The 25,039-nt window shown below is 66.3% G+C and carries 24 protein-coding genes; 15 read left to right on the forward strand and 9 right to left on the reverse strand.

The genetic code is table 11. The features are described from left to right. Positions 1-18: 18 nt before the first annotated feature. From CAFEL_RS01005 to CAFEL_RS01030, 6 genes are all read left to right on the forward strand, one after another. The gene (locus tag CAFEL_RS01005; protein WP_194560099.1) at positions 19-2,097 is read left to right on the forward strand and encodes a fumarate reductase/succinate dehydrogenase flavoprotein subunit; all 2,079 of its coding nucleotides are present in this window, start codon (positions 19-21) and stop codon (positions 2,095-2,097) included. Then, positions 2,097-2,846 carry a succinate dehydrogenase/fumarate reductase iron-sulfur subunit gene (locus CAFEL_RS01010; RefSeq protein ID WP_194560100.1) on the forward strand — a complete coding sequence of 250 codons (750 nt, stop codon included), beginning with the start codon at positions 2,097-2,099 and terminating at the stop codon, positions 2,844-2,846. Before CAFEL_RS01005 ends, CAFEL_RS01010 begins: the two co-directional genes overlap by 1 nt. A gap of 100 nt (positions 2,847-2,946) precedes the next feature. Continuing rightward, entirely contained in the window at positions 2,947-3,315 is a 369-nt protein-coding gene (locus CAFEL_RS01015; RefSeq protein WP_194560101.1) for a hypothetical protein, read from the forward strand. Between the two features lie 83 nt (positions 3,316-3,398). Then, entirely contained in the window at positions 3,399-4,682 is a 1,284-nt protein-coding gene (locus CAFEL_RS01020) for a DUF445 domain-containing protein (RefSeq protein ID WP_194560102.1), read from the forward strand. Positions 4,683-4,696: 14 nt separating this feature from the next. After that, complete coding sequence (locus CAFEL_RS01025) at positions 4,697-5,239, forward strand: CGLAU_01105 family protein (protein WP_194560103.1); 543 nt, start codon at positions 4,697-4,699, stop codon at positions 5,237-5,239. Between the two features lie 44 nt (positions 5,240-5,283). Then, positions 5,284-5,559 carry a DUF2516 family protein gene (locus CAFEL_RS01030; protein ID WP_194560177.1) on the forward strand — a complete coding sequence of 92 codons (276 nt, stop codon included), beginning with the start codon at positions 5,284-5,286 and terminating at the stop codon, positions 5,557-5,559. 14 nt (positions 5,560-5,573) lie between these two features. Here CAFEL_RS01030 and CAFEL_RS01035 read toward each other — a convergent pair whose 3' ends face one another. Genes CAFEL_RS01035 through CAFEL_RS01045 form a run of 3 tightly spaced genes read right to left on the reverse strand, consistent with a single transcriptional unit; the run spans position 5,574 to position 7,663 of the window. Beyond that, a complete protein-coding gene (locus CAFEL_RS01035) occupies positions 5,574-6,353 on the reverse strand; it encodes an LmeA family phospholipid-binding protein (RefSeq protein ID WP_194560104.1) in 780 nt (259 codons plus the stop codon). Positions 6,354-6,362: 9 nt separating this feature from the next. Beyond that, positions 6,363-7,172, reverse strand: a complete 810-nt coding sequence (locus tag CAFEL_RS01040) for a class I SAM-dependent methyltransferase (RefSeq protein WP_194560178.1) — start codon at positions 7,170-7,172, stop codon at positions 6,363-6,365. Then, positions 7,172-7,663, reverse strand: a complete 492-nt coding sequence (locus CAFEL_RS01045; RefSeq protein ID WP_034997073.1) for a DUF2505 domain-containing protein — start codon at positions 7,661-7,663, stop codon at positions 7,172-7,174. The genes CAFEL_RS01040 and CAFEL_RS01045 overlap by 1 nt, the downstream gene beginning before the upstream one ends. Before the next feature lie 24 nt (positions 7,664-7,687). Between CAFEL_RS01045 and CAFEL_RS01050 the strand changes: the two genes are divergently transcribed. After that, positions 7,688-8,689, forward strand: a complete 1,002-nt coding sequence (locus tag CAFEL_RS01050; protein ID WP_353959473.1) for a UDP-N-acetylmuramate dehydrogenase — start codon at positions 7,688-7,690, stop codon at positions 8,687-8,689. Positions 8,690-8,998: 309 nt separating this feature from the next. Here CAFEL_RS01050 and CAFEL_RS01055 read toward each other — a convergent pair whose 3' ends face one another. Together CAFEL_RS01055 and CAFEL_RS01060 are read right to left on the reverse strand one after the other, a co-directional pair. After that, entirely contained in the window at positions 8,999-10,735 is a 1,737-nt protein-coding gene (locus tag CAFEL_RS01055; RefSeq protein ID WP_194560106.1) for a long-chain-fatty-acid--CoA ligase, read from the reverse strand. Positions 10,736-10,768: 33 nt separating this feature from the next. Then, the gene (locus tag CAFEL_RS01060; RefSeq protein ID WP_194560107.1) at positions 10,769-12,463 is read right to left on the reverse strand and encodes a long-chain-fatty-acid--CoA ligase; all 1,695 of its coding nucleotides are present in this window, start codon (positions 12,461-12,463) and stop codon (positions 10,769-10,771) included. Between the two features lie 143 nt (positions 12,464-12,606). Here CAFEL_RS01060 and CAFEL_RS01065 point away from each other — a divergent pair, with 143 nt between their 5' ends. Together CAFEL_RS01065 and mshA are read left to right on the forward strand one after the other, a co-directional pair. After that, positions 12,607-13,593, forward strand: a complete 987-nt coding sequence (locus tag CAFEL_RS01065; protein WP_194560108.1) for a MinD/ParA family ATP-binding protein — start codon at positions 12,607-12,609, stop codon at positions 13,591-13,593. Positions 13,594-13,720: 127 nt separating this feature from the next. Next, a complete protein-coding gene (mshA, locus tag CAFEL_RS01070; RefSeq protein WP_194560109.1) occupies positions 13,721-14,983 on the forward strand; it encodes a D-inositol-3-phosphate glycosyltransferase in 1,263 nt (420 codons plus the stop codon). A gap of 9 nt (positions 14,984-14,992) precedes the next feature. On the opposite strand, the gene CAFEL_RS01075 is transcribed toward mshA, so the two are convergent. Genes CAFEL_RS01075 through CAFEL_RS01085 form a run of 3 tightly spaced genes read right to left on the reverse strand, consistent with a single transcriptional unit; the run spans position 14,993 to position 18,471 of the window. Further along, positions 14,993-16,138, reverse strand: coding sequence for a chymotrypsin family serine protease (locus CAFEL_RS01075; RefSeq protein ID WP_194560110.1), 1,146 nt, complete (start codon positions 16,136-16,138; stop codon positions 14,993-14,995). Between the two features lie 10 nt (positions 16,139-16,148). Next, positions 16,149-17,306 (reverse strand): chymotrypsin family serine protease, encoded by a 1,158-nt coding sequence (locus CAFEL_RS01080; RefSeq protein ID WP_194560111.1) that lies wholly within the window; start codon positions 17,304-17,306, stop codon positions 16,149-16,151. Positions 17,307-17,358: 52 nt separating this feature from the next. Continuing rightward, positions 17,359-18,471 (reverse strand): chymotrypsin family serine protease, encoded by a 1,113-nt coding sequence (locus CAFEL_RS01085; protein WP_194560112.1) that lies wholly within the window; start codon positions 18,469-18,471, stop codon positions 17,359-17,361. A gap of 147 nt (positions 18,472-18,618) precedes the next feature. Between CAFEL_RS01085 and CAFEL_RS01090 the strand changes: the two genes are divergently transcribed. The 3 genes from CAFEL_RS01090 to CAFEL_RS01100 are packed head-to-tail and all read left to right on the forward strand — an operon-like array spanning position 18,619 to position 21,244. After that, entirely contained in the window at positions 18,619-19,365 is a 747-nt protein-coding gene (locus tag CAFEL_RS01090) for a phosphoglyceromutase (RefSeq protein WP_194560113.1), read from the forward strand. Between the two features lie 12 nt (positions 19,366-19,377). After that, positions 19,378-20,553, forward strand: coding sequence for a sensor histidine kinase (locus tag CAFEL_RS01095; protein WP_290172067.1), 1,176 nt, complete (start codon positions 19,378-19,380; stop codon positions 20,551-20,553). A 1-nt stretch (position 20,554) separates the two neighbouring features. Then, positions 20,555-21,244, forward strand: coding sequence for a response regulator (locus CAFEL_RS01100; RefSeq protein WP_063937711.1), 690 nt, complete (start codon positions 20,555-20,557; stop codon positions 21,242-21,244). Positions 21,245-21,260: 16 nt separating this feature from the next. Here CAFEL_RS01100 and CAFEL_RS01105 read toward each other — a convergent pair whose 3' ends face one another. Continuing rightward, entirely contained in the window at positions 21,261-22,169 is a 909-nt protein-coding gene (locus CAFEL_RS01105) for a DUF3109 family protein (protein WP_194560114.1), read from the reverse strand. A 33-nt stretch (positions 22,170-22,202) separates the two neighbouring features. Here CAFEL_RS01105 and CAFEL_RS01110 point away from each other — a divergent pair, with 33 nt between their 5' ends. The 3 genes from CAFEL_RS01110 to proC are packed head-to-tail and all read left to right on the forward strand — an operon-like array spanning position 22,203 to position 24,929. After that, entirely contained in the window at positions 22,203-23,168 is a 966-nt protein-coding gene (locus tag CAFEL_RS01110; protein ID WP_194560115.1) for a Ppx/GppA family phosphatase, read from the forward strand. Continuing rightward, positions 23,168-24,088, forward strand: a complete 921-nt coding sequence (locus tag CAFEL_RS01115) for a hypothetical protein (protein ID WP_194560116.1) — start codon at positions 23,168-23,170, stop codon at positions 24,086-24,088. The genes CAFEL_RS01110 and CAFEL_RS01115 overlap by 1 nt, the downstream gene beginning before the upstream one ends. A 31-nt stretch (positions 24,089-24,119) precedes the next feature. Next, complete coding sequence (gene proC / locus CAFEL_RS01120) at positions 24,120-24,929, forward strand: pyrroline-5-carboxylate reductase (protein WP_194560117.1); 810 nt, start codon at positions 24,120-24,122, stop codon at positions 24,927-24,929. Positions 24,930-25,039: the final 110 nt, after the last annotated feature.

Below are 25,039 nucleotides of genomic sequence, written 5' to 3' on the forward strand. Positions count from 1 at the left end.
CTTTTTAGGAGAACAACTATGACTACCTCTATTTCCGGTCTTTCCGGGGCCCAGGGTTCCGACGGCGGGGAGCAGACCCCCGCTCAGTCCAAGGGCCAGCAGAGCACTGGCGGTTTCCGCCAGCCCGAGTCCGCCGCTGCAGGCGTGACCCCGGGTAACGTCCTCGAGTCCAACGAGCCGAACCGCGACGAGGTTCGGATGAAGGACATGTGGCAGCACCAGAAGGACCACATGAACCTGGTCTCGCCGCTGAACCGCCGCAAGTTCACCGTGCTGGTGGTCGGCACCGGCCTGTCCGGCGGTGCTGCGGCTGCCGCGCTCGGCGAGCTGGGCTACAACGTCAAGGCCTTCACCTACCACGACGCTCCGCGCCGTGCGCACTCCATTGCGGCCCAGGGTGGCGTGAACTCCGCCCGCGGCAAGAAGGTGGACAACGACGGCGCCTACCGCCACACCAAGGACACCGTCAAGGGTGGCGACTACCGCTGCCGCGAGTCCGACTGCTGGCGCCTGGCCGTTGAGTCGGTCCGTGTGATCGACCACATGAACGCCATCGGTGCCCCCTTCGCCCGCGAGTACGGCGGCACCCTGGCCACCCGCTCCTTCGGCGGTGTGCAGGTCTCGCGCACCTACTACACCCGCGGCCAAACAGGCCAGCAGCTGCAGCTGTCCACCGCGTCGTCGCTGCAGCGTCAGATCCACCTGGGCAACGTGGAGATCTTCACCCACCACGACCTAATGGACCTGATCATCACCGAAAAGGACGGCAAGAAGCACTGCGAGGGCATTGTCACCCGCAACCTGATCAACGGTGAGATCGCGCCGTTTACGGGACACGCTGTCATCATCGCCACCGGCGGTTACGGCAACGTGTACCACAAGACCACGCTGGCCAAGAACTCCAACTCTTCCGCCATGATGCGCGCATACGAGCGCGGCGCGTACCTCGCATCCCCGTGCTTCGTGCAGTTCCACCCGACCGGCCTGCCGGTCAACGCGAAGTGGCAGGCGAAGACGACGCTGATGTCGGAGTCCCTGCGTAACGACGGCCGCATTTGGACCCCAAAGGAAAAGGGCGACGACCGCGACCCGAACACCATCCCGGAGGAGGAGCGCGACTACTTCCTGGAGCGCCGCTACCCGGCCTTCGGCAACCTCGTGCCCCGCGACGTGGCTTCGCGCGCCATCTCCCAGCAGCTCAACGCCGGCTACGGCGTGGGCCCGCTGCACAACTCCGCGTACCTGGACTTCGCCGACGCCATCGGGCGCCTCGGCGAGGACACCATCCGCGAGCGCTACTCCAACCTGTTCGAGATGTACGAGGACTCCACTGGCGAGGACCCGTACAAGGCCCCGATGCGTATCGCCCCGACCGTCCACTTCACCATGGGCGGCCTGTGGACCGACTTCAACGAGATGACCTCCATCGACGGCCTGTTCGCCGCCGGTGAGTGCTCCTGGACCTACCACGGAGCGAACCGCCTGGGCGCGAACTCGCTGCTGTCCGCTTCTGTGGATGGCTGGTTCACCCTGCCGTTCACGGTGCCGAACTACCTGGCCGACCACCTCGGCGAGGAGAAGCTTCCGGAGGATTCCCGCGAGGCCCAGGACGTGGTGGCTGACGTCACCGAGCGCATCGAGCGCATCATGTCCATCCGCGGTCCGGAGCCGCACGGCCCGGAGCACTTCCACGAGCAGCTCGGCGACATCCTCTACGAGCACTGCGGCGTGTCCCGCACCGTGGAGGGCCTGGAGGAGGGTATCCGCAAGATCCGCGCCCTGCGCGAGGACTTCTGGACCAACATCTCCATCCCGGGTTCCCCGAACGACATGAACCAGACGCTGGAGGCTGCGCTGCGCCTCGTCGACTACATCAACCTCGGCGAGCTCATGTGCATCGACGCTCTGGACCGCGACGAGTCCTGCGGTGCGCACTACCGTATGGACCACCTCACCGATGACGGCGAGGCAGAGCGTGACGACGACAACTGGTGCTTCGTGTCGGCCTGGGAGCCGGCCGGTGAAGGCCAGTTCATCCGCCACGCTGAACCCCTGCACTTTGATTCGATCCCGCTGATGGCAAGGAACTACAAGTAATGAAACTGACACTTGAAATCTGGCGCCAGGCTGGTCCTGACACCGAGGGCAGCTTCGAGACCGTACAGGTCGATGACGCTGTGGAGCAGATGTCCATCCTGGAGCTGCTCGACCACGTGAACGAGACCTACGTCGAACAGGGCAAGGAGCCGTTCGTCTTCGCCTCCGACTGCCGCGAGGGCATTTGCGGCACCTGTGGCCTGCTGGTCAACGGCCGCCCGCATGGCGCAGGCCAGAACACCACTGCTTGCCTGCAGCGTCTGTTCAACTACAACGACGGCGACACCCTGAAGATCGAGCCGTTCCGCTCCGGCGCGTTCCCGGTGATCAAGGACCTCGCCGTGGACCGCTCCGCGCTGGACCGCGTGATGGAACAGGGCGGCTACGTCTCCATCAACGCCGGCACCGCACCGGACGCTGACACGCTGCTGGTCAACCACCACGACGCTGAGACCGCGCTCGACTACGCTGCCTGCATCGGCTGTGGTGCATGCGTGGCTGCGTGCCCGAACGGTGCCGCGCACCTGTTCACCGGCGCGAAGCTGAAGCACCTGAAGCTGCTGCCGTTGGGCAAGCAGGAGCGTTCCCGCCGCGCCCGCAAGATGGTCGACGAGCTGGAGACCAACTTCGGCCACTGCTCGCTGTACGGCGAGTGCGCTGATGTGTGCCCGGCTGGCATCCCGCTGGATGCAGTTGGCGCCATCAACGCCGAACGCGCCCGCGCTGCCTTCAAGGGCGGCGACGACTAGAGGCGACAACTAGGGCCAATAACGAAGCCTGTCGTATACTCGAACTATCGCAGCAGCTCACGCTGAAGCCACACCGAAGCTGAAGAAGGAAGCAAGAACAATGGGTTCCACCGCAGTTGCAGATATCCGCAACGAGTCCTACCCGGAGTACGCGGGCCGCATCGATGACACGTACATCGACGGCTACGATCCGGTGTCCCTGAGTGCTCCGCACTCCTCCCTGACCCGGATCCCGACCTGGGTTGCAATGGGCCTGATCCTGTCCACCCTCTTCGGCATCGGTCTGGCCGTGTGGGGCGCCGGCGCGATGGCGTTCGGCTTCGGTTCCCAGACGCACGGTCTGGCGGAGCGCCTGCTCATCCTCGGCGTTATTGAGGCAGTGGTCACCGCAGTCCTCGGCGCCATCTTGATTGCCGTAGGCCGCAAGGACTACAAGGCCTACCGCAAGCGCACCGGCCGCGTGAACTAACCGCGCGCACCGAAAATGCCCTCTCCACCTGCGGAGGGGGCTTTTTTCGTGCCCGTGTCGGCACGCCTGCTTTAATCATGGGCATGAGCGAGCAGCTTTCCATGATGCCCACCCCCACGAACGAGGAGGAGCGCCGCCGCGTGCTGCGCAAGCACAAGATCGCGGTGACCAGCCTCCTGGGCCTGATGGCGGTGGTGTTTTTGTCCTGCTCTTGGGCGCAGTCCCAGGGCAACGACGCCGCCTGGATCGGCTACGTGCGTGCCGCAGCGGAGGCGGGCATGGTCGGCGGGTTAGCGGACTGGTTCGCCGTCACCGCGCTGTTTACGTACCCGATGGGCATTCCCATCCCGCACACCGCGATCATCCCCAACAAAAAGGACCAGGTTGCCGGTGTGCTCAGTAATTTCGTGTCTGAGAACTTCCTCAACGCCCGCACCATCACGGACAAGGTGATGGCCGCCGGCATCCCGGAGCGCGTCGGGCGCTGGCTGGCCAAGCCGGAGAACGCGGAGCGGGTCAGCGAGGAGGCTGGCAAGTTCACCGTCCGCATGGTGGAGGGCATTGACCCGGCTGAGGCGGAGGCGTTCATTAACGCCCAGCTCATTGACCGCCTGGCCGAGCCGATCTGGGGCCCGCCGCTGGGTCGCACACTGGAGGGGCTGATCACGGACGGCAAGGTGGATCCGGTGGTCGACGACATTGTCGCCTGGGGGCGCCGCAAGGTCGACAACATGGAGGCCACCGTGGTCACCATGATCGACGAGCGGATGCCGCGTTGGGCCCCACGGTTTGCAAAGGAGCTGGTGGGCCAGCGCGTCTACGACGAGATGGTCGCGTTCATGGAGGACGTGGACACCAACCCGCACCACGAGGCGCGCCGCGCGATCCGCCGCCAGATCAACCAGTTCGCCCAGGACCTCCAGTTCGACGGAGAGATGATTTCTCGGGTGGAGACGCTTAAGGCCGACATCATGGGCTCCGGCGCGGTCACGTCCGCCGCGGGCAGCATCTGGGAGCAGGTCTCGGCGTCGATTGTGGCGCAGGCGTCGGATGGGGGAAGCGGGTTGCGTCGCAAAGCGGCTGCCTCGGCGCGCGAGTGGGGGCAGAAGCTTGTCGACGACCCTGCGGTCCGCGCCGACGCCGAACGAGCCCTGGAAAAGGCCACCCACTTCGCCGCGGACAACGGCGCCGACCAGATTGTGGGCATCATCGCGGAGACCATTGAGCGCTGGGACGGCGAAGAAGCGGCGGAGAAAATCGAGCTCATGGTTGGTAAAGACCTGCAATTCATCCGCCTCAACGGCACGATCGTCGGTGCACTGGCCGGGTTAGCTATTTACACTGGTTCTCAACTGATCTTCTACTAGCGAAGGAGCGAATGATGACCGAGAACAACAACCTCAACAACGACCTCAACGACAACACCGGCGAGGAGGTGCGCAACAACCTGCGCGAGGCTGGCGACGCGCTGCTGTCCGCTGGCTCCGCCATCGGCGCGGCGCTGAGCAAAGCCACCGGCGAGCTGTCGGACCGTTTCAAGACCGCCACCGAGGACGCGCGCCAGAACCTGAGCAACGCGAACACCGAGCGCGAGGTGCGCGGCGCCGCCACCAACTTCACGGACGAGGCCGAGAAGCTCTTCAACAGCCTGCGCGAGCGGGACCTGCAGTTCACCGACGACATGAAGGTGAAGCTGCGCAGCACCATCGACGAAGCACGGACCGCGTTCAACGAGCGCCTCGACGGCACCCAGACCGAGGGGATTGAGGGCACCGTGGAGGACCTGCGCGCCCGCTTCGAGGGCATGGTGCAGCGCATCCAGGACCAGTTCGCCGGCGAGAAAACTGACGGCGATATCATCGACGGCGAAATTGTGGACAACTCCAACTCCACCACCGTCAACGTCGAGGACCTGAAGAAGTAAACGCCATGGAAACCGCCGCAGTCAGCCAAATTCACCAGATTATGATGCTGCCGTCCCGCGTGGGGATGGTGCTGATGCTGGTGGTGGGCGTAGCCGGCATCGTCGGCGCTGTCATGGCGGCCACCACCCGCGCGGACGCCTTCGAGGCGGCGAACCGCCAGTCCAAGGGCGCCTGGGTGGGCATCCTGGTGCTGGCGTCGCTGGCGTGCCTGCTGCGCTTCCCCTTCATTGCGTGGTTCGGCGCGGTGGCCATCGGCATTTACTTTTTCGACGTGCGCCCGCAGATCCAGCGCATCGTCAACGGCGACTACGGCTGGTAGGCGGGCTGTGGCGGCTACTGCGCCGGCTGCAGCTCAGGCTGCTCGGGCTGCTGTGGCTGCTCAGGCTGCTGGGACTGCTGCATATCCTGCAGTTCCTTGAAGTTCACGTCGTTGCCGGAAACCGTCACCCGGAGGCCACCGGGGATGACCGTGAAGTCTTCCACGCTCATCCCGCCGGTGGCCTCTTGCGCGACACCCTGGGACATGGCGGAGCTGATCGCGTCGGCGACGTCGTCCGGCAGGGCGAACCCGAATAGCTCGGTGCTGCGCGCCTGGAACGTCAGCTGGCCGTCCTGCATCACCGGCTGCAGCTCAATTCCGGCGGCGCCCGAGGTGAACACGATGGAAAACGTGCCGGCCTCCTCGTTGGATACCACGTCGGACACGGTGATCACGTTGGCGAGGAAGTTGTCGCCGATCTGATCCTGGATCTGCTGGTTCAGCATGGCGCGCACGAAGTCGTTGGGCAGCTCCGTGGTCAGGCGCACGGACTCGGCCACCGGCTCGCCGTTGTTCAGGCGGACGTTGTCCATGTCCACCACGGATGCCGGGTTGCCGGTGATCTGGTCGCCGTTGACCTTGAGGTCGGACTGCTGGTCCACCGTCATGTGCGGGAACTTCCCGCCGAGCAGGCCAATGGTCACGGGGCTGGCGCCGAAGGACACCGACGTGCCCTCCGGGGCCTGGGAGGTGACCTGGTGGGCGACGAACGCCCGGATGCCTGCCTCCGCCACGATGAACAGCAGCAGCACCGCCACGATGATCGACAGGACAACTTTCCACGCAGTTTTCATGCGGCCAGTTTACGAAGCAGGAGCGACTGCCAGCCAATCCACAGTGACAAAGTTGTCGGCCAGGCGGCGCCGCTGCGGGTGCACGGGCCAGTCCCGGGCGAGGTCTTCGAGGGCGTGGCGCCACCGCACCCGGGGGCCGTGCGGGTCCCAGCCGCTGGCGCGTTCCCAGGCGGCGTCGGCGTCGGCAAGAAACTGGTGGATCGGCTCGCCCGGCACGTTGCGGTGGATCAGCGCCTTGGGCAACCGCTCCGCCACCTCCGAGGGGTTGGAGGTGTGGAAGGGGCTCCAGGACAGGGTGAGGGTGCGGGGACCGGAGGCGTCGAGAAGCAGCCAGGCGCAACGCCTCCCCAGCTCGTCGCAGGTGCCCTCGATGAACAGGCCGCCGGGGGCAAGCTTCGAGCACATCGTACGCCACACGTCCGGGACCTGGTCCACGTCGTATTGCCGCAGCACGTTGAACGCGCGAACGAGGTGGGGGCGGTAGCCGGCGAGTTCGAAGCCGCCGAGTTCGAAGCGCACGCCGTCGCGCGGCGGCAGTACGCGCTCGGGGTTGATTTCTAAGCCGACGACCTCGATGTCGGGGCGGATCTGGCGCAGCCACCCGGCCCACTCCACGGTGGTGGTGTGGGACGCGCCGTAGCCCACGTCCACCGCCAGTGGCGCGGCGGCGGAGCGCAACAGGGACTGGACCCGCGGGTTATAGCGGGTCCAGCGGTCTGACCTGCGTAAACGATTCACTCCGGTGGTGCCGCGGGTGATTACCCCGTAGGGCTTGCCGGCGGCACCCGGAGTGGCGCGCAGGTTGTGGTAGTGGGGAATTAGAGGTTCTCGCTAATCCACTGCTCGGTCAGCTTCGCCTCGTTTTCCACGATCTCCTCCAGCGCGTCGGCCACCTTCGGCTCCAGCGCGGCACCCATGAACGGGATGTTCACCTTCGCCTCGAGCTCGTAGTCCAGCTTGGTGTTATCGCCGTCGCGGGTCGCGGTGTACTCGGCGCCCAGGTCCACCGGGGTGCCCTTCACGTCGCCGGTCATGGTGTGCTTGGCGGTGTCGCCGTCCAGCTCGCCGACGGTAACCACGCGCTTGAGCTTCAGGTCCTGCGAGACCATGGCCTGGGCGGCTTCCGGGAGGATGGACTTGGGCAGGATCTCAAACAGAGTGGCGGTGTTGTCCGCGAACTCGTTGAGCTCGCCCGGCTCCGGGGAGAGCTTCTCAGCGATGAACTCCCAGTATTCGCGGGTGCTGTAGGCCTGCGCGACCTTCTCGATCGGCTGGTTAATGGTCACAGTGATCTCACTACGTGCAGTCATGGCTCACAGACTACCGTTGTGGACGTGATTGCCCCATCATTCGCCTCCCTGACCACGCTGCGCGTCGGCGGTACCCCGGCCGCGGCCTACGAGTGCCATAGTGCCGACGAGCTCGCCGAAACCGTGGCCAAGCTCGACCGCGACGGCACCCCGCTGCTGGTCGTCGGCGGCGGCTCCAACCTGGTCGTCGCGGACGGTGATCTCGATCTCGCGGCGGTGCTTGTGCGCAACGAGGGCATCTCGCTTATCGACGACCTCCGGTTGCGCGCCCAAGCCGGCACCGAATGGGACGCAGTTGTCGCCTACGCGGTGGAGCACGGACTCGGCGGCATCGAGGCCCTGTCCGGCATCCCTGGCTCCGCCGGGGCGACCCCGGTGCAGAACGTGGGAGCCTACGGCGCGGAGATCGCTGACGTGCTCACCCGCGTGCGCCTGTACAACCGCGAGACAGGCGCGGATGAGTGGGTGCCGGCGTCCTCGTTGGATCTGGCGTACCGGTACTCCAACCTGAAGTTCACCTCGCGGGCCGTCGTGCTGGAGATCGAGCTGCAGCTGGAGCGCACCGACGAGTCCATCCCCCTGCGCCACCTGGGCGGGGCGCGCGTGCCGCTGGCCGAGGCCCGCGAGTCCGTGCTGGAGACGCGCCGGGCGAAAGGCATGGTGCTGGACGCGGAAGACCACGACACCTGGTCCGCGGGCTCGTTTTTTACCAACCCCGTGGTGCCGTCCGCGCTTGCCGACGAGATCGCCGCCCAGGTCGGGGAGGAGGCGATGCCGCGGTTTGCCGCCGGTGACGGCAAGGAGAAGCTGTCGGCGGCCTGGCTCATCGAGCGCGCAGGCTGCCACCGCGGTTTCCCCGGCGATGACGCCCCCGCGCGTCTGTCAACCAAACACACCCTCGCGCTGACCAACCGCGGTAACGCCAGCGCCGGCGACATCGTCGACCTCGCCCGCAGCGTGCAGGCGCAGGTCCGCGATGCGTTCGGGGTGGAGCTGCACCCGGAACCCGTCTGGGTCGGCCTCTAGGGGCCGGGCCCAGCCTGCTTCGTGCCCCCAGCCCCGCTTCCGCCGCCGCGCACTAGCGCAGATGGTGAAAACCGAGTGGTGAGAACGCGAAAATTTAGCCGGATTCACCATCAGCGTTTCACCATTTGTGGGCCAGCGCGGTCCGATGACACAGAGCGCGGAAAACCGGTTACCTACAACCGGCTACTATGCCGTTTTTGTGCTGGCAGCCGGTTGTAGGTAGCCGGTTTATGGGTGGGTGGGGCCTCGGGGTGGCCGCGGCTACGCGCTGAACGCCGGCCGGCCCGCGCCCGGGCACGCGCCGAAGTGCTAGCGCTCGGCGAGCTTGGACAGCAGGTCGTCGCGCACTTCGCGGCGGCGGATCTTGCCCATCTGGTCCTTCGCCAGCTCGTCGAAGTGGTAGAAGGTGCGCGGGACCTTGTAGCGGGTCAGGCGCTCGCGGGCGAAGTCTTTGAGGCCGTCGGGGTCGAGGGCGGAGCCGTCGTTAAGCACGATGCATGCGACGACATCCTCGGATCCGTCTTCGCGCGGGCGGCCCACGACCGCGACATCGGCGACGTCCTTGTGGGTGCGGATGACCTCCTCGACCTCGGCCGGGTAGACGTTGAAGCCGCCGGTGATGATGAGTTCCTTGATGCGGGAGACCAGCTTGATAAAGCCGTCTTCTTCCATGATTCCCATGTCGCCGGTGCGGAACCAGCCGTCGTGGAAGACCTTTTCGGTGGCTTCGGGGTTGTTGAAGTAGCCGGAGAATACCTGGGGGCCCTTGGCCAGGATCTCGCCGGCTTCGCCGAACGGCATGTCCTCGTCCGGGTTGTCGGGGTTGACAATGCGGATCTGGGTGTCGGGGAAGGGGATGCCGATGTAGCCGGGGCGGCGGTCCGAGGATTCGGGGTTGCCCACGATGATGGGGGAGGTTTCGGTGAGGCCGTAGCCCTCGACGAGGCGGCCGCCGGTGGCGCGCTCCCAGTCCTCGATGACCTCTGCGGGCAGGGACGACGCACCGGAGAAACCGATTTTGATGTCGGAGAGGTCCACGTTTTTCTTCTTCGCCGTTTTCACGATGCGCTCGAAGACGGTGGGCACGCCCGGGATGAAGGTGGGCGGGGTGATGCGGATGGCCTTCATGATCAGGTCCATCTTCGGCGCCGGCAGCAGCACGAGTTCGGAGCCGACCAGCATGGTCAGCGTCAGGGAGAACGTCAGGCCGTAGGCGTGGAAGAACGGCAGGGTGGCCAGCATGCGCTGGTTGCCTTGCTGCAGCTCGTTGACCCAGGCCTGGCCCTGCAGCGGGTTTGCAATGAGGTTGCGGTGCGACAGCGCCGCGCCCTTGGGGGTGCCGGTGGTGCCGGAGGTGTAGAGGATCACGGCGGTGGAGTCCGCGGTGATCTCTTCTGGCGTTTGCAGGTCCGCGCCCAAACCGCCGATGGCGGAGCTGGTCAGCGACTCCCAGGGCACGGTGTGCAGGGAGGTGTTCTTGCTGGTGGCGGTGAGTGCTGCGCGGGCCTCCAGGATCTTCGGCAGCGGGATGCGCAGGGCGAGCTGCTGGGCGCGCGGCATGGCCTTGGTCATGTTGACGCTGACCACGGTTTCCAGCGGGGTGTCCGCGCGCAGTTTCTCCAGCGTGTCGGCGGCTTTGTCCCAGGCGATGGCGATGCGCGCGCCGTGGTCGATGAACTGGGGGCGCAGCTCGTGGGCGGTGTAGAGGGGGTTGTGCTCAACCACCACGCCGCCGATCATCTGCACGGCGAAAAAGGCGGCGACATGTTGGGGGCAGTTGGGCAGCATGATGGCCACGCGGTCGCCGGGGCGCACGCCGAAAGCCTTCAGGCCGGCGGCGGCGCGCCGCACTTCGCGGTCGAGCTCGCCGAAGGTTTGGGTGCGGCCGAAAAACCGGGTGGCGATGCGCGAGACGTTCTTTGACAGGTTCTGCTGGTACAGCTCGCCGAGGGTTATCTCGCCGTACTCGAGCGAGTGCGCGGTCCACTCGGGGTAGTACTGCAGCCAGGGTTTGACGTCGTTGACGTTCGATGGGGTGAGAGCCATGCGCACCACCCTACGCGCTTTGCCGTCCGTAACCTACGGTTGCGTAAGCAATTGGAGTAGCGTGTCGCGCACCTCCCTCCGCCTGATCTTGCCGGTCTGGTCTCGGTTGAGCTGGTCAAAGTGGTAAAAGTCCCGCGGGACCTTGTAGCGGGTCAGGCGCTGCCGGGCGTAGGCCTTGAGGCCGTCGGGGTCGAGGGCGGAGCCGTCGATAAGCGTGATGCATGCGACGACATCCTCGGAGCCGTCCTCGCGCGGGCGGCCCACGACCGCGATGTCCTCGATGTCCGGGTGGTTGCGCATGACGCCTTCGACCTCGTCAGGGTAGACGTTAAAACCGCCGGTGATGATCATTTCCTTGATGCGCGCAACCAGTTTGATCCAGCCGTCGTTTTCCATCACGGCCATGTCGCCGGTGCGGAACCAGCCGTCGTGGAACGCGCGCTCGTTGGCCTCGGGGCTGTTGAGGTAGCCGGAAAAGACCTGCGGGCCGCGCGCGAGGAGCTCGCCGGGCTCGCCGTCGGGCATGGTGCGCGACGGGTCTTGCGGGTCGGCGATGCGGATTTCGGTGTTGGGAAACGGCAGGCCGATGTAGCCGGGGCGCCGCGTGCCGTCGAGAGGGTTGCCGGCCAGGATCGGGGCGGTCTCGGTCAGCCCGTAGCCTTCGATCAGGCGCCCGCCGGTGGCGTTTTCCCAGCGCTCGATGGTTTCCACGGGCAGGGTCGACGCGCCGGAGATGGAGGTGTGGATCGAGGACAGGTCAGCGTTGGATTCCACCGCCCACTCGATGATTTTGTCGTACAGGGTGGGCACACCCGGCAGCACCGTGGGGCGCGTTTTGGTGATCGCCGCCTGGTAGAGCTTCGGCTTCGGCGCTGGCACGAGCACCATCTCCGCGCCGATGCTCAGCGGCAGCGCGTAGTTCAGCGCCAGGCCGTAGATGTGGAACATGGGCAGCACGCCGAGGACTTTTTCGCGCACCGCGCCCCAATCCTCCAGCCACTCCATGCCGGCTTTCAGCACGGACACGATGTTGCCGTGCGTCAGCGGCGCGCCTTTGGGCTTGCCGGATGTGCCGGAGGTGTAGAGGATGAACGCGGTGGTGTCCTGGGTGATCTGCGGGAAGTGCACGGAGCGGGAGCGCTGCCGCAATAATTCGCGCCACGGCATCGCGCCGGGGGCGGGTTGTGTCAGCTCAGCGCGCAGCTTGGTCACCGGCGGGATGGGCGCCGACAGCGCGGCGCGCAGGTGTAGCGGGGTTTCCTCGAGCATGTTCACGGCCACCACGGTTTCAAGCTGGGTGCTTTTGCTTAACGACGCAAACGTGCCCGCCACCCGGTCAAAGACAATCGCTACCCGCGCCCCGTGGTCTTCGAATTGCGGCTGAAGTTCCGCCGCGGTGTAGAGCGGGTTGTGCTCCACCACGGTCGCGCCCAGGCGCAGGATGGCGGTGACGGCGATGACGTGCTGCGGGCAGTTCGGCAGCGCGACGGCCACGCGGTCGCCGCGGCGCACGCCCAGCTGCGTCAGGCCGGCGGCGGCGCGGACGACCTGTTCGTTCAGGGCGGCGTAGGTGAGTGTTTTGCCCATGAACCAGGTGGCGGTGCTCTTCGGCTGCATGGCCACCGCCTGGTTGAACCAGCTGACCAGCGTGTCCGTCCCGATGGCGGGGTTGGGGTCGGTCCACTCGGCGTAGTGGTCGATCCAGGCTTTGGTGTCAAAGGCTCCCACGTAGGTCCTCCTTGTAGTTAGTTCGGCAAAACAAGTTGGCGACGAGTGTAACCTACGTAGCGGTAAGTCTGTTGCGCTGCGCCGTCTGTGGGTTTGCTCTAGGCTGTGCCGCGACACCATTCAAGGGGGAATTGGGGGAAACCATGACTACCTATTTCGAGCCGTCCATCGACGCCGACGCTGCCTTTGAACTCACCCCGCCCGCAGGTCTGGACCAGTCCAACCTCGTGGACCCGGTGAAGGCGCCGCCCAAGCAGGGCTGGCGCAAACTCGTCCACTCCGTCACGCGCGGCCGCATCAACCCGGGCGGCTCCCGGCAGGAGCTGGAGCAGCAGCAGCTTTTCGACGCCATCCGGGCACCCCTGCGCGGCGACTACCGCATCGCGGTGATGAGCCTGAAAGGCGGGGTGGGCAAAACCACCACCACGGTCGCGCTCGGCGGCGTGTTCGCCCAGACCCGCGGCGACCGCGTCATCGCCATCGACGCCAACCCGGACTTAGGCACGTTGGCGCAGCGCGCCGCCACCGCGCCGCCGGCGACCATCCGCGATCTGCTGCAGGCGTCGGGCACGGAACGCTACCCGCAGGTGCGCTCCTACACTAACCAGGCGTCCTCGCGCCTGGAGGTCATCGGCTCCGAGCGCGACCCGGCCGTGTCGGAGGCGTTTTCTGAGGACGACTACCGCCTTGCCATCGACATCCTGCAGCACCACTACAACGTCATCCTCACCGACTGCGGCACGGGACTGATGCACTCCGCGATGGCAGGCGTGCTCGACCTGGCCAACACGCTGGTGCTGGTGACTTCGCCGGCGCTGGACGGGGCGCAGTCGGCGTCGGCCACCCTGGACTGGCTGAATCTGCACGGCTACGACCAGCTTGCCGCCAACGCCGTGGTGGTCATATCCGCGTCCGCGCCGGGCAAGCCGACCATCGATATGGCCAAGGTCGCCGACCACTTCGCCTCCCGCACCCGCGCGGTGCACACCATCCCGTACGACCGCCATCTCGCCGAAGGTGCCGTCGTGGACCTGGAGCGCGTCGCGCCGGCGACGTTGAAGGCCTACCAGCACCTTGCGGCCACGGTTGCCGCGGACTTCGGCTCCTGGCACCGCCACGCCGCCCACTGACGTGGTGGCTATTTTCTGCTCCGACACTTCCCGGCGGAATCTGTCAGACAGCCCCCAAACGCCCAGGTCGGCATAAACGGCTGGCGGAATCTGTCAGGAACCACACAGCCGCGCTAGTCTTGCCCGCATGCGCGTCGCCATGATTTCAATGCACACCTCCCCGCTCGAGCAGCCGGGGACCGGCGACGCGGGCGGCATGAACGTCTACGTCCACAACACCGCCACCCAGCTGGCCCGCAAGGGGGTGGCGGTGGATGTGTTCACCCGCGCGACCCGTCCCAGCCAGGGCGAGGTGGTGGAGGTGGAGCCCGGATACCGGGTTGTCAACGTCGTGGCCGGGCCCTACGAGGGGCTGGAGAAGGACGACCTGCCCACCCAGCTCGCCGCGTTTTCCGGCGGGGTGGTGCAGTTCGTCCGCGCGAACAACCTGGACTACGACCTCATCCATTCCCACTACTGGCTGTCCGGCCAGGTGGGGTGGCTCTTGGCGGACCTGGCCGGTATCCCGCTGGTGCACACCGGGCATACCTGGGCGGCGGTGAAAAACGCCTACGCCACAGACGCTTCAGAGTCGGAGGCGCGCCGCATCTGCGAGCAGCAGTTGGTGGACAACGCTGAGGTCCTGGTGGTCAACACCGACGACGAGACCAACGAGCTGGCGCGCTTCTACGACGTGGATCCGGCCAAGATTTCCGTGGTCAGCCCCGGCGCAGACACGGAGCTGTACACGCCGGGCACGAACCGCAACACGGAACTGGCTCGGCGCCACCTGGGTATTCCGCTGCATGCGAAGGTGGTGGCGTTTGTGGGCCGGCTGCAGGATTTCAAGGGTCCGCAGGTGCTGATTCGGGCGATGGGGGAGGTGGTGCGCCGCGGCCGCGTGGATGGCCCGTTGCGCGTGATCATCTGCGGCGGCGCGTCCGGTGCGGGTTCGTCGGTGGAGCGCTACCGCGAGCTCGCGGCGTCGGAAGGCATTGGCGGCTGCACCCGTTTCCTCGGGCCGCGGCCGCCGGAGGAGCTGGTGAGCATCTACCAGGCCGCGGACATCGTGGCGGTGCCCAGCTACAACGAGAGTTTCGGGCTCGTGGCGGTGGAGGCGCAGGCGACGGGCACCCCGGTTGTCGCGGCGCGCGTCGGCGGCCTGCCGCTCGCGGTCGCGGACGGTGAGACGGGCTTGCTGGTCGACGGCCACGGCCACGAGGACTGGGCAAAGGCCTTGGAGCAGTTGCTTATCGACGATCCCACGCGCATCCACATGGGCGAACAAGCCGTCGCCCACGCGAAAGCGTTCAGCTGGTCCGCTTCGGCAAGCAAACTGATAGAGGTCTACACCGACACTTTGAACGGCTACGTCCCGGGCGTGGCCGCCCGGGACGCGGGCGGAATGTAGGGGCCGCGCCTAGAGGCGCTTGCCGATCTCCTCGCCGATGGATGCCCCGCCCCAGTAGCCGATGCGGTCGGAGTGGTGGCTGATGGCGCGGTCGATTTCCGCCGGGTCGAACTGGCCCTGCGAAGCCTTCTGCGCCAGACCGGCGGCCTCTTGCTTGGCGTTGTCGACGGCTTTGCGCAGCTCCTCGCGAGGCACCGGCGGCTTGAGGTTGGGGTTGAGGCGCTCGATCTCGGCGGAGACGCGTTCCTCCTCTTCACCGGAGGTGGTGAAGTTCTCGCGCGGCGCGGTGGAGTCGGTGGGGGTGAACACTTCGTTGACCTGGCCGTCGGGGATGCCGTAGGCGTCCTCGATAATGCGGTCCACCGGCTGCGCCTTGCCGAGTGGCCCGAGCGTCATGGAGGACACGCCGATGGCGGCGCCGTCTCGCGGGTCGTAGTTGATGCCGCCGGAGTCGCCCTGCACGTAGTTCAGCCCCCAGCTGTAGATGCCGTTTCTGGTGCGGCCGATCTGCTTGGCGCAGGTGCGGCCCGTGGTGGCGCCGTCCTTGCAGATGGGCTGGCCGAAGTTGTCGACCGAGACCTCGCCCGGGGCGAGCGTGCGGAAGTCGCGCACATGCGTGATCTTCACCGGTTCGCCCTGCACGCCGCCGTTGAAGTCGCGGGAGTGGGACAGGCCGGTTTCGGTCACGCCGTCGTCGATGCGCACCACGCCCCAGTCGGCAGTGCGGATGGACTGCATCGGGTCGCTCAGGTTCATGGCTTCCGGGGTGACGTGGTTGGACGCCACGCGCTCGCCGAAGCGCTTGTACTCGGTGCCCACGGGGGCGTAGAACTCGTTTTTCACCTCTGGGAAGCCTGGCATGGTGTTCACGCAATGGGAGACAGTGAGCATCACGCGCTGCGGCTCCTTGCCAGGCAGGTGCAGGGTGCCGTTGGGGCCCTGGGAGCAGGTGCTGATCCAGGCGTCGCGCGGCATGGTCGCCTTCTCGCCGGTGGGCAGGTCGATCGTCTTAGGCGGGTCCTGCGGCATCCCTCTCATTGGCGCGCCGGGTGCCACGAGCGCGGGTTCGGCCTCCGCCGGCGCGGGGAGGGCCTGAAGTGCGAGCAGGCTGGCTGCTGCAAGTGCTGTTGCTGGTGTTCGAAGACTGAATCGCATGAGAATTACCTTAACGTGCAGACTTGATCTTTGCGTCCAGTGCGAACCCGCCCCAAAAGGCGATGTCGTTGCCATGCTTCTCGACGAGCCGCTGGACCTCACCAGCATCCACCCCGCCATGCAGCGCTTGACGCGCGGTTTCGTGGGCGGCCTGGCTTGCTTCGTCGACGGCGCGGCGCAGCTCCGCTTCCGGGTTCGGCGGAACGAAATCGGGGTTGAGCTCCCATGTGGCCTGGTCGATGCGCTCGCGTTCCGCGCCGGTGGTGGTGAATTCTGCGCGCGGGGCAGGGTCTGCGATTTTGAATGCCTGGTTGACCTGGCCGTCGGGGATGCCGTATGCGCTCTCAATCGCGCGGTCCGCGGCCTGGGAGCCGAACAGCGGCCCAATCCCGCCATTAGTGGTGCCGATGACGGCGCCGTCGCGCGGGTCGAAGTTCACCCCGCCGGAATCGCCTATCTCTACGGCAACACCGATGCTGTAGATGGTGTTGCGGCTGCGGGCGATCTGCCTGCCGCAGGACCGTCCAGTGGTGGCGCCGTCCTTGCAGATCGGCTGGCCGAAGTTGTCCACCGAGTACTCGCCGGGGCGAAGCGTGCGATAGTCGCGGATGCCGGTGAGCTGCACCGGATCACCCGCAGAACCGCCGGCGACGTCGCGGGAGTGGGAGAGGTTTGTGGCGGTGACCGTGTCGTCGATAAGCACGAACGCCCAGTCGGGTTCCGTGAGCGCGGCGGGCAGATCGGCGGGCGAGCGGGTTTCAGTGGTGGGCCCGCTATTCGGGCCGCGGGTGCCGATGCGGGTGTAGCCGTCGCCGATCGGCACGGTGATTGTCGTGGACGGCTCTGGCAGGCCAGGGATCTGGTTCACACAATGCGAGGCCGTGAGCATCACGCGTTGCGGGCCCGTCGGGGTGGCAACGGTGCCGGTCGGGCCCTGCGAACAGGTCACGGTGTAGCGCTCCGGGGGGACGAAGACCTGTGCTCCCCACGGTGTGGCCGCCTGCGCGGGCGGGTTGACGGCGGGGACGCGGTAGGGCGCGCCGGGCGCGGCGTGCGCAGGCTCCGCGGCGTGCGCTTGGGGCACTGTGGGGGACACTGCGGGGGTGGCAAAGGGCGCCGCCAGGCACAACAACAGTGCTCCGGCAGCGAGAGACGCAGGGGTTCGCATACCTCTAGTGTAAGTCCGCAGCGCCGGTGTTTCAGGTGGTCAGCTGTGTGATTTAGCGCAGGAACGCGTCGACGGCGCCGCGCACATCGCCCGCGTGCTGCTGCGCCGCCGCGCCTGCGCGACCGGCGAGGTCCTGCGCCGCTGCGACCGGATCGGCGGCCTGGGGGAGCTGCGCGGCCTCCGCGCTGAACCGCGCCGCGTCCGCCTGCGCGCCCATGACGGCGCGGTCGAGCAACTCGCGTGGCTGGGGGCCGTCGACAAGCTGGGGCGCCTGAGGAGAGGACTGCGCAACTTCCTCGTACAACGGCGCGAAGTCGGCGCGCTGCGCGTCGCCTGCCGGGGTGAACGCCTCGTTGACCTGGCCGTCGGGGATGCCGTAGGCGTCCTCCAGAGCCCTATCAACTTGCTGCGAATTCCCCAGCGGCCCGAGGCCGACGATGCTCAGCCCCACAGCCTCGCCGGTGCGCGGGTCATAGTTGATGCCGCCCGAATCGCCCGATTCGTAGCCCACGCCGAAGTGCCACACGAAGTTCTGGGTGCGAAACATCTGCACGCCGCAGGAGCGGCCGGTGCGCATGCCGTCCTTGCAAATGGGTTGGCCGGCATTGTCGAAGCTGATCAGCTCGTCTCCGCGCAGGTTGCGGTAGTCCTTCACCCCCGTGATCGCCACCGGCGCGGACGGGCCGCGACCCTGCTGATCCACCGACGACGACACGCCCGAAGCCTCCACACCGGGAGCGAGGTGCACCGTCGTCCAGTCGGGCTCGTCGATGATGCGGTAGAAGTCCATCAACTCTCCGTTGCCGAGTTCAAACGGGGTGCGTTGCTTATCCACGTCACCCACCCGCGGGTACTCCACCTTCCCGTGTTCGCGCACCGGTGCGAACACGACAGGGCGGACAGTTTTGCCCTTGACTTCGAAACAGTGCGCCGCGGTGACCATGATCTGCTTCGTTTGCCCGTCCGGGGTGCGGACGGTGCCAGCCGGGCCCTGGCTGCATCGCGCGCTGTGGGCGAAGGAGTCGGAGTCGTCGTTGAGCATGGCGATCGGTGCGCCGGGGGCGGCGAGTGCGGGGGCTGCTGCGGCGGCGCTTGGGGCGCCGAGGGTGGCGCAGGCAGCTGCGAGGGCTGCTGCGAGGGCTGCTGTGAGGCGTGATTTCAACATGTCTTCAAACTTTAAACCCCTGCCCGTCCTCTGCCCGGCACACCCTTCCGGTTGCGGATCCAGCTACTCGGCTCCCGCGCGGCAGAGATTCCGCAACTGCCCGGCAAACCGCCGACAGTTGTCCCCATCCGTGGCATGCTTGAAGGTATGGGTAACGGAAAGCTGATTCTCGTTCGCCACGGGCAGAGCGAGTGGAACAAATCGAACCAGTTCACCGGCTGGGTGGACGTGGACCTCACCGAGCAGGGCGAGGCCGAGGCTGTCAACGCCGGCAAGCTCATGGTTGAAAAAGGTGTCCTCCCGGACATCCTGTTCACCTCGCTGCTGCGCCGCGCGATCCGCACCGCGAACATCACGCTGAACGCGGCGGACCGCCACTGGATCCCGGTGGAGCGCAACTGGCGTCTCAACGAGCGCCACTACGGCAAGCTGCAGGGCCTGAACAAAGCGGAGATCCGCGACGAGTTCGGCGAGGAGCAGTTCATGGAGTGGCGCCGCTCCTACGACACCCCGCCGCCGAAAATCGACACGGACAACGAGTACGCGCAGACCAATGATCCGCGCTACGCATTCCTGCCGGAGGTGCCGCGCACCGAGTGCCTGAAGGACGTGGTGGAGCGCTTCCTGCCGTACTACATCGACGTCATCGCGCCGCACGCCATGGCTGGCAAGAACGTCATGGTCGCAGCGCACGGCAACTCGCTGCGTGCGCTGGTGAAGTACCTGGACAACATCTCCGACGAGGACATCGCAGGGTTGAACATCCCCACCGGCATGCCGCTGGTCTACGAGATTGACGAAAACGGCAAGGTGCTCAACCCCGGCGGCACCTACCTGGACCCGGAGGCCGCCGAGGCCGGCGCCGCTGCTGTGGCGAACCAGGGGCAGAAGTAGCACACTGTCCCCGTGACGCCGATTCTCGCTTTTCTCATCGGCGCTGCGCTGACCGTGCCCGCTGTGCTGCTCGGCCAGTGGGCGCTTCGCTGGCGCGCCCGAAACCGGGCTGACGATGGCGCACAGGACGATACCGTCGCCGCGGTCAGCCAGGTGCTGCACCTAGTCACCCAGGGTTCGCCCACCGGTATCGCGGTGATCAACCGTAGCGGCAACGTGATGCTGTCCAACGCGCGGGCCCACGACATGTCCATCGTGCACGACGGCAGCGTCAACCCCCGCGTGTTAGAGGCGGCGAAGGAGGCACTTGAGCAGCAGGAAGAGCATGTCCTCGACCTGGATCTGCCGCAGCGCACCACCGGCAGCCGCATCCGGAACGTGCGCGCGCTGGTCGCGCCGCTGACGTTGACGGACAACTCGTACGCCATTGTGTACGGCTCGGACGAGTCTGAAAACGTGCGCATGGAAAATGCGCGCCGCGACTTCGTGGCCAACGTTTCTCACGAGTTGAAGACCCCGGTGGGCGGCATGGCGCTTCTCGCGGAAGCGCTGCTGCAGGACCCCACGGACCCGGAGATGGTGGAGTACTTCGGCAACAAACTGCAGAAGGAAGCTCACCGCATGGGGGAGATGATCACGGATCTGATTTCCCTTTCCAAGCTCCAGGGCGCGGAGGCGTTGCCGGATATGGCGCCGGTGCGGGTGGACGACATCGTGGACGACGCGGTGGCGCGCAACCTGGTCGCCGCCGAGAACCACGGCATTGAGCTCACCCGCGGCCAGCGTCTTGGCCTGCGGGTGATGGGGGAGCGGGCCATGCTTACTGTCGCGTTGTCGAACCTGATCACCAACGCGATCAACTATTCGCCGAGCGGGCAACCGGTGAGCGTGACGCAGAAGCTGGTGCGCGACAACGTGGTGTTGATCAGAGTCACGGACCGGGGAATCGGTATTGCGCCGGAGGATCAGAAGCGCGTGTTTGAGCGGTTCTACAGGGTGGACAAGGCGCGCTCGCGCTCCACGGGCGGCACGGGACTGGGGTTAGCCATCGTGAAGCACGTGGTGGCCAACCATGGCGGTACCATTACATTGTGGTCGAGGCCTGGGACGGGCTCAACGTTCACCATCGAGCTGCCCCTGTACGACCCCGAGGCCGCTGGCGGAACAGGAACAGAAAAGGAAGAGTGAAGTGACAACCATTCTTATCGTTGAAGACGAGGAATCGCTGTCGGATCCTTTGGCCTACCTGCTGCGCAAGGAAGGTTTCGAGGCCGTCGTGGCCGCCGACGGGCAGGAGGGGCTAGACCTGTTCGCCTCCCAGGACATCGATTTGGTGCTGCTGGATCTGATGCTGCCGGGCATGAGCGGCACTGACGTGTGCAAGAAGCTGCGTGCGGAGTCGTCTGTGCCGATCATCATGGTCACCGCCCGCGACAGCGAGATCGACAAGGTTGTCGGCTTGGAGCTGGGCGCGGACGATTACGTGACTAAGCCGTACTCCACGCGCGAGCTCGTCGCCCGCATTCGTGCGGTGCTGCGCCGCGGACCCGAGACCGAGGTGGTGGAGGAGGTCGACGACCAGCTGCTGCAGGGCGGCCGCGTGACCATGGACGTGGAGCGCCACACGGTGCTTGTGGACGGCCAGCCGGTGCCCATGCCGCTCAAAGAGTTCGATCTTCTGGAGTACCTGCTGCGCAACGCTGGCCGTGTGCTCACCCGCGGCCAGCTGATCGACCGTATCTGGGGCGCCGATTACGTCGGCGACACTAAAACCTTGGACGTGCACGTAAAGCGCCTGCGCACCAAGATCGAGGCGGAGCCCTCGCGCCCCACCCAACTCGTCACCGTCCGCGGCCTCGGCTACAAGTTCGAGGCGTAAGCGCGCAAGCGCGCGGTTATGAGTGCGCGGCTTGGGTTGCGGGGTGGGTGGCCCGGAGGTCGTCGCTAAGCTGGGCGCGCTTTTCGCAATGCTTCGCGACGACACCGTACGGCTTTTCCCCGATCAAGGCGATGAGCTCGTCTTTCATGGACTGCCAGATGGGCGTGCCGCCAGAGTGGCAGGCGGGCGCGGAGGTGCACCACCAGTCGAAGTCCTCTCCACCGCCGCCCCACTGACGGCGGTGGTACTCGCCGATGGTGGTGCGAAGAATCTCTTGGCCGTCTGAGCGCTCCTCCCACGCGTCCTCGCGGGAAAACGGCACCTGCCAACACACCTCCGGCTTCGTGCCCACGATGTTGCGTCCTTCAGCCATCGCGAACTGGTGGAACGCGCAGCCTGCGCCGGTGGGGTGGCCGGGGCGGTTGGCGAAGATGCAGGCGCCGTCGACGACCTTGGTCTTGATGTGGGGGTCGGCCTCCTCGTCGTCGGGATCGGGCTCCATGGCATCTTCCTCTTCATCCCACTCCAGCCACGGCTCGAGCCAGGTCGGGTCGTTGGCGGCGAAGTAGGCGTCCGTCTCAGCTGGGCGCAGCTGCCAGTACTTCGCCGGCATTTCCTTGACGGCGTTGTAGACGGTGTCGCGGTCTTCCTCGTCGGCGATGTAGGCGCCGTGGATGCAGCAGCCGACAGCCGGGTTGGATTCGTCGATGCCGTGGCACTCGGGCGTGCCGAAGCGGCAGGACCAGGTCGCTTCCGCCCAGGTCAGATCGATGGAGAAGATGTGGTTTGGATCATCCGGGTGGACGAATTCGAACCACTCGCGGGGGAAATCGGGGCGGGTTTCGCGCCCCGCCAGGATGGAGCGGCCGGCCGGCGAGTCCGCGGGGAAGCCGAGAAAAACGGGTTTCGGGGCTGGTTGATTCACACCTGGACACGGTAGACCCGTTACCCTGGGGTGGTGCGATTAGGTGTATTAGATGTCGGCAGCAACACGATCCATCTCGTGGCGGTCGACGCGTACAGCGGTAGCCGCCCGACGCCGATGAGCGATTGGAAGCAGCCGCTGCGTCTCGTTGAGCTGCTGGACAAAAAGGGCAATATCGAGGACAAGGGCGTAGCCAAGCTTGTCGACGCTGTCCAGGAGGCATCCGACCTCGCGGACAACCTCAAGTGCGAGGAGCTCGTGGCATTCGCCACCTCGGCGGTGCGTTCGGCCACCAACTCCCAGGACGTGCTCAAGCGCGTGGAGAAGAAGACCGGCGTGAAGCTGAACATCCTCTCCGGAGAGGAGGAGGCGCGCCTGACGTTTCTGGCGGCGCGCCGCTGGCACGGCTGGTCCGCCGGCCGCATCACCAACTTCGACATCGGCGGCGGCTCGCTGGAGATCTCCACGGGCACCGAAGAGATGCCGGATCTGGCCGTGTCCCTGGACTTGGGCGCGGGGCGTTTGACCCACGAGTGGTTCGACACCGACCCGCCGGAGCGCAAAAAGATCAACATGCTGCGCGACTACATCGACGCCGAGCTCGCCGGGCCTGCCGAGCAGTTCAAGGCGATGGGGGAGACCGGCCTGGCCGTGGGCACGTCTAAGACCTTCCGCTCCCTGGCGCGCCTCACCGGCGCTGCGCCGTCGTCCGCCGGCCCATTCGTGCAGCGCACGCTTACCGCCCCGGGTCTGCGCCAGCTCATCGCGTTCATTTCCCGCATGACGGCGGCGGACCGCGCGGAGCTCGAGGGCATCAACTCGGACCGCTCCCACCAGATCGTCGCTGGTGCGTTGGTGGCGGAAGCTGCGATGCGTGCGTTGAATGTTGATAAGTTGGAGATCTGCCCGTGGGCTTTGCGCGAGGGCGTGATTCTCAAGCGCATCGACAAGGGGTCTTTGGACGCTGAGCAGGAAGCTAATAAAGGAGACGACAACTAATGGCCGACAAACAGCTCACTGTTGCCGAGCTCCTCGCGCGCGCCGAAAAGGAAAACCCGTCCGGCCCGCGCCGCCCGCGCCGCCGCCGCAGCCTCGAGGACGGCGGTGTCTCCGTCGCCGAACTGACCGACTCGTTCAAGAAGGTCGATGCCAAGCCGGCTGAGGTGAAGCACTCCAGCGTGCCTATCGACGCACCTTCGGATACCCCCAAAAAGACCCCCACCCAGGCGCCGAAGCCAGAGCCGACGCCGGTAGAGAAAACACCGGCCGCCCCGGAGCCGGCAAAGCCGAAGCCGAAGCAGGCAGACAAGCCTGCCCCGGCCGCGTCCGTGAAGCTGCGCCCTGCAGACAAACCCGCCTCGAAGCCAGCCGAGAAACCGGCAGAGAAACCAGCCGCGCAGACTCCGAAGCCGGCACCCGCGGGGTCCTCGGTCACGAAGATCCAGCCGGCCACCGACGACACGACCGTGCTGCGCAAGGTCGAGGGCAAGGTCGAGGGCACGGCTGACGGAAAGGTCGAGGGCAAGGCGGAGCCCGTCGTCAAGCAGAAGTTCTCGCAGCCGGACGACACCGGCGAGATCCGCACGGTAGATACGCCGGAGCCGCAGCAGCGAGCGGACGTAGAACCCCTCGACGCCCCTGAGTACGACACCGAATACGAAGTCGAAGAGGCCGCAGTCAACCCGATCCTGCTGGTCCTGCTGGTGTTTGCCGGCGTGTTGTTGGGGGTGCTGGGCTTCCTGGCATTCAAGTGGCTGTGGGCCAACACGATGGCGATTGTGGCGGTGCTCGTTGGCGTCGGTGTGGTTGCCGCGGTGGTCGCCGCCGTCGGCGCGATGGCTAGCGGCCGCGACAAGGTCACCATGATCATCGCCGGCCTGGCCGCCGCGGTGGTGGCCTTCGGCCCGGCACTGCTGTAAAAACCTCCAAACGACCTTTTTCAGGAGCGACATGGAACGCATCGCCGTAATTGGTGCAGGCAATATCGGCGAGGCCTTCATCTCGGGTCTCGTTGCTAATGGGGTGGAGCCGGGCTCCATCACAGCGACAAACAGGTCCTCGTCGCGCAGTGCCGAGCTGGCCGAGCGCTACGGCGTGCGCACCACTTCCGACAACCGCGACGCCGTGCGCGACGCAGACGTGGCGCTGCTGTGCGTCAAGCCCGCGCAGATCTTGGACGTCATCGCGGAGGTGGGCGAGGAGCTGACAAACTCGGACTCGTCTACTGTGCTGGTCTCTATGGCAGCGGGCGTGACTATCGCCGCGATGGAAGACGCCGTGTCCGCCGCCGGTACCCCGATTGTGCGCGTGATGCCGAACACGCCGATGCTGGTGGGCAAAGGCGTCCTCGCTGCCGCTTGCGGGCGGTTTGTCGGCGAGGAACAGCGCGATGCTGTGGTGGAGCTGTTGTCCGCCGCGGGCCAGGTTGTCCAGGTTGCCGAATCGCAGATCGATGCGGTGACCGCCATCTCGGGATCGGGCCCGGCGTACTTCTTCCTGGTGGCCGAGGCGCTGGTGGATGCGGGCGTGTCCCTCGGCCTGTCGCGCGACCTGGCCGAGCAGCTGGCCTGCGCCACCGCCGCCGGTGCCGGCGCAATGCTCGAGGGCGAGGACAGCCCCGTGCAGCTGCGGGCGAACGTCTCCTCACCGGCCGGCACCACGGTGCGCGCGATCCGTGAACTGGAGGAGTCCGGCATGCGTGGCGCGTTCTACCGGGCCACCGAGATCTGCGCGGAGCGTTCGGCCGAGCTGGGCAAGTAGCCCAAATCCCACTATTCACACCCGTTTCTGTGGGTTCACTGCCTGCACTTTGAAAATTTTCTTCCACTTAAGTCGCACTCGACGCTGGTTTCACGTTAGGGTGGTTCAAG

Origin of the sequence: Corynebacterium afermentans subsp. lipophilum, assembly GCF_030408375.1 — a bacterium.
Classification (GTDB): Bacteria; Actinomycetota; Actinomycetes; order Mycobacteriales; family Mycobacteriaceae; genus Corynebacterium; species Corynebacterium lipophilum.